Annotated in this window: 9 protein-coding genes; 4 read left to right on the top strand and 5 right to left on the bottom strand. The window is 69.4% G+C overall.

Going from position 1 to position 13,486, the window contains the following annotated elements; translation table 11 throughout:
- Positions 1-13 precede the first annotated feature (13 nt).
- Positions 14-1,528 carry a glycosyltransferase family 9 protein gene (locus P5F91_RS23145; RefSeq protein ID WP_277908381.1) on the bottom strand — a complete coding sequence of 505 codons (1,515 nt, stop codon included), beginning with the start codon at positions 1,526-1,528 and terminating at the stop codon, positions 14-16.
- A gap of 204 nt (positions 1,529-1,732) precedes the next feature.
- On the opposite strand from P5F91_RS23145, the gene P5F91_RS29925 reads away from it, so the two are divergent.
- Positions 1,733-3,619, top strand: coding sequence for a tetratricopeptide repeat protein (locus P5F91_RS29925; RefSeq protein ID WP_422394493.1), 1,887 nt, complete (start codon positions 1,733-1,735; stop codon positions 3,617-3,619).
- Between the two features lie 139 nt (positions 3,620-3,758).
- On the opposite strand, the gene P5F91_RS23130 is transcribed toward P5F91_RS29925, so the two are convergent.
- Both P5F91_RS23130 and P5F91_RS23125 read right to left on the bottom strand, forming a co-directional pair.
- On the bottom strand, positions 3,759-4,265 hold the full coding sequence (locus P5F91_RS23130; RefSeq protein WP_145608419.1) for a TIGR00645 family protein: 507 nt from the start codon (positions 4,263-4,265) through the stop codon (positions 3,759-3,761).
- Positions 4,266-4,379: 114 nt separating this feature from the next.
- Complete coding sequence (locus P5F91_RS23125) at positions 4,380-5,162, bottom strand: EF-hand domain-containing protein (protein ID WP_277908380.1); 783 nt, start codon at positions 5,160-5,162, stop codon at positions 4,380-4,382.
- Between the two features lie 437 nt (positions 5,163-5,599).
- Between P5F91_RS23125 and P5F91_RS23120 the strand changes: the two genes are divergently transcribed.
- A complete protein-coding gene (locus P5F91_RS23120) occupies positions 5,600-6,532 on the top strand; it encodes an MlaA family lipoprotein (RefSeq protein ID WP_246134174.1) in 933 nt (310 codons plus the stop codon).
- Between the two features lie 205 nt (positions 6,533-6,737).
- Positions 6,738-7,298, top strand: coding sequence for a MarR family winged helix-turn-helix transcriptional regulator (locus tag P5F91_RS23115; protein WP_145608422.1), 561 nt, complete (start codon positions 6,738-6,740; stop codon positions 7,296-7,298).
- A gap of 20 nt (positions 7,299-7,318) precedes the next feature.
- Here the strand turns inward: P5F91_RS23115 and P5F91_RS23110 are convergent, their stop codons facing one another.
- Positions 7,319-8,638 (bottom strand): acetyl-CoA hydrolase/transferase family protein, encoded by a 1,320-nt coding sequence (locus tag P5F91_RS23110; RefSeq protein WP_277908379.1) that lies wholly within the window; start codon positions 8,636-8,638, stop codon positions 7,319-7,321.
- Positions 8,639-8,999: 361 nt separating this feature from the next.
- Here P5F91_RS23110 and P5F91_RS23105 point away from each other — a divergent pair, with 361 nt between their 5' ends.
- The gene (locus P5F91_RS23105) at positions 9,000-9,581 is read left to right on the top strand and encodes a hypothetical protein (RefSeq protein ID WP_145727678.1); all 582 of its coding nucleotides are present in this window, start codon (positions 9,000-9,002) and stop codon (positions 9,579-9,581) included.
- 251 nt (positions 9,582-9,832) lie between these two features.
- On the opposite strand, the gene dnaE is transcribed toward P5F91_RS23105, so the two are convergent.
- A complete protein-coding gene (dnaE, locus tag P5F91_RS23100; RefSeq protein WP_277908378.1) occupies positions 9,833-13,327 on the bottom strand; it encodes a DNA polymerase III subunit alpha in 3,495 nt (1,164 codons plus the stop codon).
- Positions 13,328-13,486 lie beyond the last annotated feature (159 nt).

Here is a 13,486-nt window from a genome sequence, read left to right as displayed (position 1 = left end):
TCCCTGCCCCTTCCTACGCCGCGTTGTCTTGGGCCGCGTCGCCCAGGCCCAGGACGGAGGCCGGGCCGGCGCCGTAGACCTCGGCCGCCACCTCCAGGATGGCGGCCACCAGCTGGGCCGGGCGCGGCTGGTTGGCACAGTCGCGGGTCATCAGCAGGGGGCAATAGTCCAGGCAGCCGCAGGGGCCGCAGGGCAAGGCGGGGGCCGGCAGGCGGTAGCCCGGACGCCGGGGTGCATCGGAATTGCCGGGGGCGGTGCAGCCGAAGATGGCGACGGTGGGATGGCCCAGGATCTGGCTGGCGAAATGCAGGGGGAAGCTGTCGACGCTGAGGAAGACGTGATGGTCGTCCAGCAGGGCCTTCAATGCGCCGGTACTGCCGGCCGTCACCACGGTGGCGCCGTCGGCCGCGGCGTCGGGCAGGTCGATGACGGTGACGACGCACCCCAGGCCGACCAGGGCACGGATCAGCACGCGGCGGTCCTTGGCCGGATAGGTCTTGAGGTCCCAGCCGCCGGTCAGCTGCATCAGCACCCGCATGGGGCCGCCGGGCGGCAGGGATGCCGGGTGGTGCTGGACGGTGGGCGCGTGGGCATAGAGCGTGTCGGCGAAGGTGGCCACCGGGTCGCCCAGGCTGAACCGCGCATGGTCGATCAGGTTGAAGGGTGACTTGGCGTAGGCCTTGGAATAGCGGGAGAAGACGATGAAGGTTTCCTCATCCACCCCCGGCGGCAGGTGGGCCAAGCTGTCGATGAAATAGCGGCCGTCGCCCACGTCGGTGTTGCGCGGCGCCGGCGGGATGTCCAGCACGATGGGCGCCAGCCGGTTGCCGCAGTCCTGGAAGATGTCGAGATAGGCCCGGCACACCACCTGGGACTGGAAGGCCAGGTGTCCGTCCGGCACCAGGCGGGAGGCCAAGCTGAAGAACAGCACGTCGCCGGCATGGCCCGGGTGATGGGCGGCGAAGGGCAGATCGCGCCAGTCGTCGCGCGCCCGCATCAGCTTCACGGCGTTGACGCATTGGACCAGCCAGGCCTCCAGGTTGTCGGCCAGGATGAAGCCCTGGGGCGTGCTTTCCGGCAGGGACCCGATGGCACGCAAGGTGGTGGGCCGGCGCGGCACGAAGCCGCCGCCCGTCAGGCGCGACAGCAACTGGGCGTCGGCGGCGGAGCGGCTGACCGACAGCAGGCAGAGGAAGCGGCCCAGGCCCTCATCCAGCAGTCGGCGCGGCAGGATGTAGGCGATGGGGAAGGTGCCCTCGTCCGTCACCACGGCCGGGGCGGGCAGCGGCCCGCCCGCCAGCACCAGCTTCGCCAAGCGGCTGGCGCGGAGGGGCAGGATGGGGTTGGCGACGACCACGGCGTCGGCGGTGGGACAGGCGGCCAGCGTGCGGCGCGCCACCTCCCACACGTAGCGGCCGGGGGGCGTGGTGGCGCTGTCCAGGATGTCGTTGGGCGTAAGCGCGCCGACGGAAAAGCGGAAGTCGAAGGATTCCACCCCGCCGGCCGTTATCGCCAGACTGCTCAGCATCGCCGCCCCCACGGATGAGCCGGCGCCCCGCTCCCGGATTCTGCCCCCCGGGTGGCACCGGCAAAAATAGATTCAATTTTAGCTACACGGATGGGGCCGCCAAAACAGGCGCGGTATTTGCGCAAGGGGCGGCCGCCGCCCCGCCGGTGGTGGGCCGCCCGACTTGCCGCCACAGTGGGAGGATGGGGAAGCGGGGGCGGCGACATGACGGCGGTATCCAAGGAACGGTTGATGGTGTCGCCGGAGTTGGCGGCCCTGTTCGGGCAGGCGCAGCACCATGACCGCGCCGGGCGCCTGGATGAGGCGGAAAGGCTGTGCCGCCTTATCCTGCGCCGCCTGCCTAACGAGACGGCCGTGCTGCACCTGCTGGGCGTCATCCTCTGCCGCACCCGGCGCCTGGTGGAGGGGGCGGAGATGCTGGCCGGCGTGGCGGCGGCCCAACCCGGCAACATCCCGGCCCTGCGCGCCCTGGGCGACGCCTTCCATGCCCTGGGCCACCTGGCCGACAGCGTCATCGCCTACCAGCGCATCCTGTTCCTGCAGCCGGGCGACGCCGACGCGCACCTGCGGCTGGGCCTGTCGCGCCAGGCCCTGGGCCAGCTACCCAGCGCCATCGCCGCCTTCCGCATGGCCGCCGCCCTGAAGCCCGCCGACGCCGATATCCGCGTCACCCTGGGCATGGCGCTGGAGGCGGCCGGCGACACGGCCGCCGCCCTGGCCGCCTATGCCGACGCCATCCGCCGCGACGCCGACAACGCCCCGGCCTTCCTGGGCCTGGGCAACGTGCTGGCCGACCAGGGCCGCGCGGCGGAGGCCATCGCCGCCTACGCCCGCGCCCTGCACCTAGCGCCCGACTGGCCGGACGCCCTGACCAACCTGGGCCTGGCCCTGCAGGCCGACGGCCAGCTGGACCAGGCGCTGGCCCTGCACCGCCGCGCCGTCCAACTGGCCCCCGACACCGCCAACGTGCACGTCAACCTGGGTACCGCCCTGCAGCTGGCGGGACAGGGTGAAGCCGCGGTGGACAGCTATCGCCGCGCCGTGGCCCTGGCGCCGGAGGACGCGACCTGCCTGTCCAACCTGGGCCAGGCTTTGGCGGAACAGGGCGACGTCGTGGAGGCGCTGGCCGTCCACACCCGGGCGGCCACCCTGGCCCCCGACAACGGCGTGGTGCGCTTCAACCAGGCGCTGGCCTGGCTGCTGGCCGGCGACGACGCGCGGGGCTGGCCGGCCTACGCCTGGCGCTGGCGCGGCGGGGTGGATGAGCTGGCGGACCGGGGCTTCGCCGTACCCGAATGGCGGGGGGAGGACCTCGGCGGCCGCACCCTGCTGGTGCACGCCGAGCAGGGCCTGGGCGACACCCTGCAATTCGTGCGATTCCTCAGCCGCCTGCCCGGCGATGGCCGCATCGTGCTGGAGGTGCAGCCGCCCCTGCTGGCCCTGTTGCGCGGCAGCTTGGCGCACAGAGATGTGGACGTGGTGGCACGGGGGTGCCCCCTGCCCGCCTTCGATTTGCATGTGCCGCTGATGAGCCTGCCGGCAGCACTGGGCATACAGGAGGCCGCCGGGCTGGCGATGCCGGCGCCCTACCTCAAGGCCGAGGCCGATCGCGTCCGCGCCTGGGCAGGACGGCTGGGTACGGACGCCCTCAATGTCGGCCTCGCCTGGTCCGGCAACCCCAGGCACCGGGCCGACCGGCTGCGCAGCATGCCCCTGGCCGACCTGGCCGGCCCGCTGGCGGCCCTGCCCGGCGTGACGCTGTGGCCGGTGCAGGCCGACCGCCGGCGGGGCGATGAGGAGGTGCTGGCGGCCCTGGGCATGGCCGATATGGCGCTGGACGGCTTCACCGACACCGCCGCCCTGGTGGCGGGACTGGACCTGGTGATCACCGTGGACACGGCGGTGGCGCACCTGGCCGGGGCGCTGGGCCGGCCCGTGTGGCTGCTGCTGCCCTACGCCCCTGACTGGCGCTGGCGCCTGAACAGCCAGGACACCCCCTGGTACCCGGCCATGCGCCTGTTCCGGCAAGACCGGCAGGGCGACTGGGCCCCCGTCATCCGCCAGGTGGTAGCTGCTCTGAAGGCGCACTGACCCACCACCAGCGGCATGAAACATGCCGCTGTAGGCCCCGACCGGGGCCGCCGGAGATTTCCGGGGAGCCGAAGGCAGACTGGAAATCGAGGATCAGCCAAAGCCGCGGATGCGGCTGCCGGCGCGTGAGGAACCCGTATTACTGTCCCAGCTTGTGAGCCTTTTCCGTCAGGTAGTCCATGAGGGCCAGCAGCACGCCGGACGCGACGAACACCACGTGGATGACGGTGGACCACATCAGGTCGCGGTCGCTGTAGTCGCTGACGCTCATGAAGGCGCGCAGCAGCTGGATGCCGGAGATGGCGACGATGGAGGCGATGAGGCGCAGCTTCAGCCCGCCGAAATCCACCTCGCCCATCCATTCCAGGCGGTCGTGGTGGCTGGCCACGCTGATCTTGGAAACGAAGTTCTCATAACCGGCGAAGATCACCATCAGCACCAGATTGGCGATCAGCGACAGGTCGATGAGCGACAGCAGGCCCAGGATGATCTCATGCGAGGTGGCGCTGGCCAGATGGTTGATCAGCTCCCACAGCTCATGGACGAAGCCCGCCAGCGGCAGCAGCAGGGCCACCACCAGGCCAAGGTAAAGGGGGGCGAGCAGCCAGCGGCTGGCGAACAGCACGCTTTCGATCCACCGGTCCATGGGCGTCCTTCCGAAGGGCGACCGCCGGGCGGGCGGCCAAATGCTTGATCGGCGACGACATTACCCGATTTCGGCGGCCGATTTCGACCGCCTTCGTCGGGAGAGTGCGGGGACTTACATCCCGCCGGGACCACCGCCCCCCATGCCGCCGCGACCGCCGCCGTGCCGGCCGCCACCACCCATGCCGCCCCCGCCATGGCCACCGCCGCCCGGTTCCCGGGTGCTGAGGTCGACCTTCTCGATCTCCTCGATGGTCAGCTGGCCGTCGTGGTTGGCGTCGATGACCTCGAACAGGGCGCGGGCGTAGGCGCGGAATTCTTCGCGGGTCACGCGGAAGTCCAGGTTGGTGTCGGCCGCCATGATGGGGTCGACCCCACCCCGGCCGCCGCCGCCCATACCGCCGCCCATGCCCCCACCCATCCCGCCGGGACCGCGACCACCGCCGGAAGGACCATCAGGCGATGCACCCTCGGGACCGGCGCCCGGCGCGTCGCCGGGTCCCCCGTCGGGGCCATCCTGGGGGGGGCCGCCATGGGGGCCGCCCTCGGGGGCACCATGCCCCATCAGGGCCATGCGATCCGCCCGTCGCACTTTCTCCAGCTCGGTCACGTTCAGGGCGCCGTCGCCGTTCAGGTCGTAATGCGTGAAGACGGCGTCGGCCTCGGCCTGGAATTCCTCCCGCGACAGCTTGCCGTCCTGATTGGTGTCCACCCGGTTGAACCAGGCGCGCAGCGACACCTTGGCCGCGTCCTCCGACGTGGTGCGACCCAGCGTCTGCCCAAGGGGCGTGGTGACGGTGTAGAAGGTCTTGTGGCTGGAGCACGCCGCCGTCAGCGCCAACGCGCCCAGCAGGGCCGGGCGAATCAGGGTGCGGCGACGTGCTGGGGGGCGATGCATCGGGTGTTCCTTTATGTTGCGCGGGATGCGCTGTCGTGAAACCGTCGCCGGGGCCGTCGCCGGCCCGGGCGGCACGGGGACGCCGGCACCGGACCGGCGCTGGTAACCGGCCCTTGCACGCTTGAGTCCCCGCAAACTGTCGGGCTCCGCGCGGCAATGCAGACCATCCACAGCATGATTTGGCCTGCCCCGTTGGTAAACAACGCTTTTACAACGCCCCCTAAATGGCAAAGCCGCCATGCGCGCGCGGCAATAGGGGCCCTGATTTTCTCATTTTTGCCGGGCGGGCTCACCGTTATGGTTAAGTCGGTGGCGGCGAGACAGGATCGCGCCGTCCCATCCGCATGGAGCGGGGCCCGCATGCCCCGTCCAGTCGGCATCCCATCCCTCCGGCCGGTTCCGGCCGTTCCTATCCCGCTGCTGGAGGCATCCCCCCGATGCTGCGTCCCGGTTTCCCCGTCGCTTCCACCACCGTTCCCGCCCGGTCCCGCCGGCGCCTGGGCCTGACGGCCGCCGCCCTGCTGGGCATGCTGGCGCTGCCCATGCCGCTGTCCGCCGGCGCCCATGCCCAGGAGACCCAGCCGCAGCCGCCGCAGGCGGCGGTTACGCCTGACGCCCCGGCGCCCGACGGCGATGGCGCCCGCACCGAGGTGGCCGAGGCCAAGACGGCAGAGGCGCGCGCCGCCATCGCCGCCTCCCAGGAAGAGGACGCCAACGATCCGCTAGAGGGCATGAACCGCGCCATCTTCTGGTTCAACGAGGGCGTGGACACGGTGTTGCTGCGCCCGGCCGCCAAGGTCTACCGCACGGTGATGCCGGACTTCGCCCAGACGGGCATCCGCAACGTGCTATGGAACCTGCGCTCCCCCCTGACCCTGGCCAACAAGCTGTTGCAGGGTGACTGGGACGGCGCCGAGGTCGCCACCGAGCGCTTCCTCATCAATTCCACCATCGGCCTGGGCGGCCTGATCGACGTGGCGGGCGACCACGGCCTGACCTACGAGTATGAGAGCTTCGACCAGACGCTGGCGGTCTGGGGCGTGCCCGAAGGCTTCTATCTGGTGCTGCCTGTCCTGGGCCCCTCCACCCTGCGTGACGCCGTGGGCTTTGGTGTCGAGGCCTATGGCGACCCCGTGTCGCGCTATCTCAGCAATACCCACGACGATTGGGCCAGCTACACCCGCGCCGGCGTCTACGCCGTCGATCTGCGCGCCCAGTACCTGGACGTGCTGGACGACATGAAGCGCAACAGCGTGGACTATTACGCCACCATGCGCTCGCTGTACCGCCAGCGGCAGAACAACTACATCCGCAACGGCAAGGTGGACCCGGACCAGTTCCCGTCCATCCCGGACTATGACAGCAAGTAAGCCCTCCCGTTCGGATTAGAAGCCTCATCCTCAAGGCCTGGTGCACGGTTCGCCCCGCGCACCAGGCCTTGTGCATTTGGGCCCGTGGTGCCAAGGTCATTGTGATCACAAGCTTGGGACAGGGGCGCGGCCAGCGCCCCTGCCCTGGCTTCGTGGGAACAAGACCCCCCGAAGACGGGGTCACGCACGAGGAACAGGACCCACCATGCCCCTTCCCCGCCCGCAGCCGATGGCGCTGCCGGTCAGCGACCTGACCCTGGATATGGGCCCCAAACTGGACATGGAGCGCTATGTCCCGGCCTTCCTGAATTCCATCGCCAACAAGCTGTCCAGCGGCGCCTCGCGCCTGTACTTCAAGCACTTCGGCATCGGGGTGGTGGAGTGGCGCATCATCGTCCACCTGGTGGCGGAGCCATGGTGCACCGCCGCCCGCATCTGCCAGCTCATCGGCATGGACAAGGCCGCCGTCAGCCGCAGCTATGCCCTCATGGAGGATCGCGGCCTGATCCAGTTCCGCCCGGCGGAGCCGAGGGGCCGCGAGGCCGCCCTGACGGTGGCCGGCCGCGACCTGCACGACCGCATTCTGGTCATGGCGCTGGAGCGGGAGCGGCGCCTGCTGGCCGACCTCAGCCCGCGCGAGGTCGACACCCTGATCAACCTGCTGGGCCGCCTGCAGGCCCGCATCCCCCACGTCAACGCCTACGACCCCACGCCGGAGGAGATCGGCCTGCCCGCGGGGGCCGGGGGGCCGGCCAAAGCCTCCTGAGGCCTTTCGGCACCCCGTGGTCAGCACCCCCGGGCGGCGGCGTACGCCGCCCGTTCCAGCCCCTCGCGGAAGTCGGGATGGGCAATGCCGATCAGCGCCCGCGCCCGCTCCGCCAGCGTCAGTCCGCGCAGGTTCACGACCCCGAATTCGGTGGCGACGTACTGGACATCGTTACGTGGCGTCGTCACCGGCCCCGTCAGGCGCGGGACGATGCGCGAGGCGGTGCCGCCGGCGGCGGTGGAATGGCAGGCGATGATGGACTTGCCGCCCGTCGAGGCCGAGGCGCCGCGCACGAAATCCAGCTGGCCGCCCGCGGCGCTGTATTGCCAGCCGGCAAGGCATTCGGAATTGCAGGCGCCCTGCAGGTCGACCTCCAGCGTGGCGTTGACGGAGACCACGGTGTCATTCCGGGCGATCACCGCCGGGTTGTTCACATAGTCCACCGGCTGCGCCTCGCAGTCCGGGTTGCCGTCGAGGAAGTCGTACAGCGCCCGGTCCCCCATGGCGAAGGTGAATACCGTCCGTCCTGTGTGGATGGCCTTGCGGCTGTTGTCGACCGCACCCCGGCGCATCAGCTCCGCCAGGCCGGGGGTCATCAGTTCGGTGTGGATGCCCATGTGCCGGCGGTCGTGCAGGGCGGCGCACACGGCATCGGGCAGGGCGCCGATGCCCATCTGCAGGCAGGCGCCATCCTCCACCAAATCCGCGATCAGGCGGCCGATCGTCCTGTCGTTGTCCCTGATCCTGGCGGGCGGCACCTCCAGCAGGGGCACTGGGTTTTCCACAAGAGCGGTCACACGATCCAGGGGAATGCGGCAATTGCCCAGGGTGCGCGGCATGGCCGGGTTCACCTCCAGGATCACCTGGCGGGCGCTCTGCGACACGGCCAGGGCGTAGTCGGTGTTGGTGCCCAGGCTGAAACAGCCGTCCGCATCCATGGGCGCCACGGTCGTCAGCAGCACATCCACGTCCACCTGGCGGCTGAGGACGTGCGGCGCCTGGCTGAAGGCGGTGGGGATGAAATCCACCACCGGCAGGCCGTGCGACCCCGCATCCTTGTCCAACGCGCGCTCCAGTCCGCCGTGGAACAGGCTGACCGGCCGGACCCGATGGCGCAGGTCGGACCGCAGCAGGGGGGCCGCGTTGGCGAAGGCCAGCAGGTAGTAGAGCGAGAGGTCGCCCACCTGCCCCGCCTCGGCCCGCCGGGCCAGCGCGCGCAGCAGGGCCGGCGGCTGCGACACGCCCAGGCCCATGGCGATGCGGGAACCTGAGGGAATCAGGTCCACGGCCGCCTCCGCCGCCATGCGGCGTGCGGCATAGGCCTCGGCGTATGGTCCCATGTCATCCTCCCGTCCGGCTTGTTCGGACCATCCTGGCATGAAGCCCGGCCGGTGCCATCCGGTTTTCGCCGCCCCCGCCACCCGACAGGGCGCTGTAACAAACAAGCCCCATCACCATCCAGATTCGGCCCAATCGCGGACACAATCCGGCGGCACAAGTAACCGCAGGGCAAACTTGAGTATTATCCACGCCCGCGTATCGAACCACTAAGTTTCACCGAGACCGGACCCTGATCCCGGTTGATGGCGCCGCCTTCCTGCCGCCCTGGTCATTGCGGGAACCTTCCCCTGGTCTTTGGGGTTTAGGCACACGCGGCGCGCCCCATGCGGGTCCGGCTGATCGAAGACGAAGGAGATGGACATGCGGATGCATTTGCTTGCGGCCACGCTGTTGGCCACCGGTCTGATCGGCGGCACGGCCCTGGCCCAGACCGCCGATACCCCGGCCACCGGCCCGAACGACACGATTTCCCCGCCCGAGGCCAATTCCCCGCCGCCCGCCCCCATGGGTGACGAGGGCATGATCGGCCCGGCGACCACCACCACGACCTCTTCCCAGTCCTACAGCACCGAGAGCCACACCTACATCGTGCGGCCCAAGGGCATGATCTCGACCGGCACCGGCAAGGTGAACACCGCCATGAAGCCGGGCGACACCGTGCCCAAGCCCACCTGCCTGGAGGGCACGGAGCCGCGCGTGTGGACCGCCCCGGTGGTGTTCGGCATGCCGCAGGGCAAGGGCCGGGTGGAAGGCATCGACACCTGGGTCGAGAACCAGGGCGGCCAGTGGGTGATCAAGTCCGCCATGCGCGCCGGCGAAGGCGACGCCCCGGTCAGCGACAAGGGCCAGGGCGGCTGGGTCGAGGTCAGCACCATGTGCGCCCTGCCGGGCGTGACCGACAGCCAGCGTGAGGCCGGCGCCATGCAGGGCGCCATGAACTAAGCGTGGCCCATGTCTGACGCGTCTGACGCGTGAAGGGCGGTTCCCAGCCGGGGGCCGCCCTTCTCATTTGTGGGATCATACCAGCGGCACGAGATAGCGGCTCGTGCCGCTGTAGCCCGCGACTGCGGGGGTGCCGAAGATTTCCGGGGAGCCGAAGGCGGACTGGAAATCAAGGACAAGCCAAGGCCGCGGATGTGGCCGCCCGGCGCCTGAGGGGGCATTTGAGCGGTCATGATCAAATGCCGCGCGTATCAAATGTCCTGGACGTCGATGACGCCGGGGATGGAGCGCAGGGCGGACCGGCTGGCGCTGCTGATCTGATAGGCCTGGGGCAGCACCAGCTCCACCTCTAGCCGGTCGACCTCCACCATCAGATGGATCTTGCCCCGGCCGGCGGGCAGGCGCTTCAGCACCGTCTGCAGGCCTTCCACCGGCGCCTGGTCCTTCAGCGTGACCCGCAGGCCGGACGCGACCTTGGCGACCTCATCCTCCAGCAGCTGCACGCCACTGCCGGTCAGGCGCAACTCCTCCCCGTTCTGCTGCACATCCACCGTCATCAGCACGGCCTTGCCTGGCTCCAGATGCTCGCGCGCCGGGGCCAGCGCCTCGGAGAACAGCGTCACCTCATAGACGCCGGAGGCATCCGACATGCCGATGAAGGCGAAGCGGTTGCCGCTCTTGGCCGTCCGCTCCTGCCGGGCGACGACGATGCCGGCCATGCGGAAGCGGGTGGACCCGCCGCCGCGCGCCACGATGCCCGGCAGGTCGGCGAAACGCACCACCTTCAGCTTGGCCAGGGGAGCCGCGAAGGCGTCCAGCGGGTGGGCCGACAGGTAGAAGCCGATGGCTTCGAACTCGTGCCGCAGCTTTTCCAGCGGTTCCCAATCCACCACGCGCGGCAGTTCCGGCGCCTTCAGCGGGGCGGACGCGCCGAACAGGCTGTTCATGCCGCTCTCGCGCTCCGCCGCCTCGGCCTGAGCGTAGCGCAGCATGATTTCGATAGCGGAATGAACCTGGTGGCGGTTGGGCACCAGGCTGTCGAAGGCGCCGGCGGCGGCCAGGTTTTCCAGCTGGCGCTTGTTGATGACCTTGTTGTCCAGGCGGCGGGCGAAGTCGAACAGGTCGCGATAGGGGCCGTTGGCGTCCCGCTCCGCCACCACCGCCGCCATGGCCGGCCCGCCCACGCCCTTCACCGCCGCCAGGGCGTAGCGCACGGCGCGGTCGCCATTGGGCAGGATCTCCACGCGGAAGATGTCGCCAGAATGGTTGATGTCCGGCGGCAGCAACTTGATCTTCAGCCGGTCCAGTTCCTGCCGGAACTGGTTCAGCTTGTCGGTGTTGCCCAGATCCAGCGTCATGGACGCGGCCATGAACTCCACCGGGTAGTTGGCCTTGAGGTAGGCCGTCTGGTAGGCGACCAGGGCGTAGGCGGCGGCGTGCGACTTGTTGAAGCCGTAGCCGGCGAACTTGTTCACCTGGTCGAAAATCAGGCCCGCCTGTTCCGCGTCCACCCCGCGCGCCGTGGCGCCGTCGATGAACTTGGAGCGTTCCTTCTCCATCTCCTCCTTGATCTTCTTGCCCATGGCGCGGCGCAGCAGGTCGGCGCCGCCCAGGCTGTACCCGGCCAGCACCTGGGCGATCTGCATCACCTGTTCCTGGTACACCATGATCCCGAAGGTCTCCTTCAGGATGGGCTCCAGCGAGGGATGCATGTAATCGGGCTCCTCCTGCCCGTCCTTGACCTTGATGTACTTGGGGATGTTGTCCATCGGGCCCGGCCGGTACAGCGAGACCAGGGCGATGATGTCCTCGATGCGGTTGGGCTTCATGCGGCGCAGCACGTCGCGCATGCCCGAGCTTTCCAGCTGGAACACGCCCGACGCCTCGGCCCGGCCCAACAGCTTGTAGGTCTTCTCGTCGTAGAGGTCGAGGTTCAGCAGGTCCAGGTCGGGATTGCGCGGCCGGATCAGCTCCACCGCCTTCTGCAGCACGGTCAGGGTCTTCAGGCCCAGGAAGTCGAACTTCACCAGGCCGGCCAGTTCCACATACTTCATGTTGAACTGGGTGACCGGCATGTCCGACCGCGGATCGCGGTACAGCGGCACCAGCTGGTCCAGCGGGCGGTCGCCGATCACCACGCCGGCGGCGTGGGTGGAGGCGTGGCGGTAGAGGCCTTCCAGCTTCAGCGCCACGCCGATCAGGCGGTCCACCGTCTCATCCTGGCGGCGCATCTCCTGCAACAGCGGCTCGCCGTCCAGCGCCTCCTGCAGGGTGACGGGGTTGGCCGGGTTGTTGGGCACCATCTTGCAGATGCGGTCGACCTGGCCATAGGGCATCTGCAGCACGCGCCCCACGTCGCGCAGCACGGCGCGGGCCTGCAGCTTACCGAAGGTGATGATCTGGGCCACGCGGTCATGGCCGTACTTGGCCTGGACATAGCGGATGACCTCGTCCCGGCGATCCTGGCAGAAGTCCACGTCGAAGTCGGGCATGGACACGCGTTCGGGGTTCAGGAAACGCTCGAACAGCAGGCCGAAACGGATGGGGTCCAGGTCGGTGATCAGCAGCGACCAGGCGACCAGCGAGCCGGCGCCCGAGCCGCGGCCCGGCCCCACGGGGATGCCGTTGTCCTTGGCCCACTTGATGAAGTCCGACACGATAAGGAAGTAGCCGGGGAACTTCATCCGCTCGATGACGGACAGTTCGTAATCCAGGCGCTCGCGGTAGCGCTTCTCCGTGTCCGCCTTATCGTCCTCCCCCATCTCGGGCGTGAAGACGTAGCGGGTCAGGCGGAAGGTCAGGCCGTCATGGGCCTGGGCGCGCAGTTCCTCCGCCTCCGTCCGGCCTTCCTCGGTGGGGAAGTTGGGCAGAATGGGGTTGATCTTGCGCGGCATGTAGGCGCAGCGCTGGGCGATAACCACCGTATTGTCCACCGCCTCCGGCAGGTCGGCGAACAGCGCCCGCATCTCCTGGGCACTCTTGAAATAGTGGTCGGGGGTCAGGCGGCGGCGGTCGTCCTGCATGATGAAGGCGCCATCGGCGATGCACAGCAGGGCGTCGTGCGCCTCGTACATGTCGGCGGTGGCGAAGTAGCAATCGTTGGTGGCGACCAGCGGCAGATCGTGGGCGTAGGCCAGATCGACCAGCGCGCCCTCGATGCGCTGTTCCGCCCGGCCGATGGCGGTGTCCTTGTCATGCCGCATCAGCTCGACATAGAGGCGCCCCGGGAACAGGCGCTTCAGTTCCAGCAGCAGCTCGGCCGCCGCCGGTGCCTGGCCCTCCAGCAGCAGGCGCCCCACCCCGCCGTGGATACCGCCGGTGAGCGCGATCAGGCCATCGCTATGCCCCTCCAGCGCCGCCATGGACACCTGGGGCTCCAGCCCCGGCTCCGTCTCCATGTACGCCTTGCTGATCAGCTCCATCAGGTTGGCGTAGCCCTGGGCGTTCTGCGCCAGCAGCACCAGCTGGTCGGCCCCGAAGGTGCCGGGGCGCTGCGGCCCGCGCGTGGTCGCCACCGGGCCCCAGCGGCCGATCCACATCTGGCAGCCGACGATGGGCTGCACGCCCGCGTCCGACGCCGCCATGGCGAATTCCAGGCTGCCGAACAGGTTGCCGGTGTCCGTCACCGCCACCGCCGGCATGGCGTTCTTGGTGCACAGCTTCACCAGCTCCTTCACCTTGATCGCCCCCTCGGACAGCGAGTAGGCGGAATGAGTGCGCAGGTGGATGAAGCCGGGATGGGACATGGGGGCGGGACGGTCCGGGACAGGGGTGGGACAGGCAGTTTACGAAGGCCGCGAAGGCCGCGTCACCTGTCCTCTCGGCAACCCCGATTCCCCCAATGAAAACGCCCACCTGGAGAGGGCGCCGGTGTTGCCCGGCACCACCCCAGGTGGGCGCTGTAC

This window comes from Nitrospirillum amazonense (assembly GCF_029594735.1).
Classification (GTDB): Bacteria; Pseudomonadota; Alphaproteobacteria; order Azospirillales; family Azospirillaceae; genus Nitrospirillum; species Nitrospirillum amazonense.
Note: the sequence above shows the minus strand (reverse complement) of the source record. Positions and strands in the feature narration are given on the sequence as shown.

Bases quoted from the DNA above. Each gene is read 5' to 3' on its own strand.
- P5F91_RS29925 (WP_422394493.1), top strand. From the start codon at position 1,733: ATGACGGCGGTATCCAAGGAACGGTTGATGGTGTCGCCGGAGTTGGCG.
- P5F91_RS23105 (WP_145727678.1), top strand. From the start codon at position 9,000: ATGCGGATGCATTTGCTTGCGGCCACGCTGTTGGCCACCGGTCTGATC.
- P5F91_RS23125 (WP_277908380.1), bottom strand. From the start codon at position 5,162: ATGCATCGCCCCCCAGCACGTCGCCGCACCCTGATTCGCCCGGCCCTG.
- P5F91_RS23120 (WP_246134174.1), top strand. From the start codon at position 5,600: ATGCTGCGTCCCGGTTTCCCCGTCGCTTCCACCACCGTTCCCGCCCGG.
- P5F91_RS23110 (WP_277908379.1), bottom strand. From the start codon at position 8,638: ATGGGACCATACGCCGAGGCCTATGCCGCACGCCGCATGGCGGCGGAG.
- P5F91_RS23115 (WP_145608422.1), top strand. From the start codon at position 6,738: ATGCCCCTTCCCCGCCCGCAGCCGATGGCGCTGCCGGTCAGCGACCTG.
- P5F91_RS23145 (WP_277908381.1), bottom strand. From the start codon at position 1,528: ATGCTGAGCAGTCTGGCGATAACGGCCGGCGGGGTGGAATCCTTCGAC.
- P5F91_RS23130 (WP_145608419.1), bottom strand. From the start codon at position 4,265: ATGGACCGGTGGATCGAAAGCGTGCTGTTCGCCAGCCGCTGGCTGCTC.
- dnaE (WP_277908378.1), bottom strand. From the start codon at position 13,327: ATGTCCCATCCCGGCTTCATCCACCTGCGCACTCATTCCGCCTACTCG.